Origin of the sequence: Citromicrobium sp. JLT1363 (assembly GCF_000186705.1) — a bacterium.
Taxonomy (GTDB): Bacteria; Pseudomonadota; Alphaproteobacteria; order Sphingomonadales; family Sphingomonadaceae; genus Alteriqipengyuania.
The window spans coordinates 1-508 of record NZ_AEUE01000025.1 but is presented as its reverse complement, the minus strand read 5'-3'; the positions used below and the strand labels follow the sequence as shown (position 1 = coordinate 508).

General features: G+C 68.1%; 1 pseudogene. It reads right to left on the bottom strand.

The features are described from left to right. Positions 1–55: 55 nt before the first annotated feature. A pseudogene (locus ADAD_RS16230) lies at positions 56–508 on the bottom strand (SDR family oxidoreductase); the annotation flags it as partial.

Here is a 508-nt window from a genome sequence, read left to right as displayed (position 1 = left end):
ACTGCCTGCAGTCGGTAGTGCCGGTGAACCTACAGCGGTCCGCCCCCCTTGCGGCCTAACGTCCGGGCGCGGCGGCCGAACCTGCCAGGATACCCCCCATCGATCGTCAGTTCAGCCCCGGTCATGTAGGCCGCCTCGTCCGATGCCAGCATGACCGCCAGCGCAGCCACCTCCTCGGGCCTGCCAAAGCGGCGCAGGGGCGTGTCGGCCACCATTGCCGCTTCCCGCTTGCTGCGGTCGGGGCCGCTGCCCAGCATCGGCTCCCACATCGGCGTCATCACCGCCGCGGGATGGATCGAGTTGCACCGGATGTTCAGGCCCTGCCCCGCGCAGTATAGCGCCACGCTTTTCGTGTGATTGCGAACGGCGGCCTTGGAGGACGCGTAGGCCGCCGCCATCGGGATGCCGACAAGCCCCGAGCGCGAGGAGATGTTGATGATCGATCCCACGCCTTTCGGCCTCATGGCGCGGATGGCATAGCGGCAGCCCAGGAAGGTACCGTCCAGGT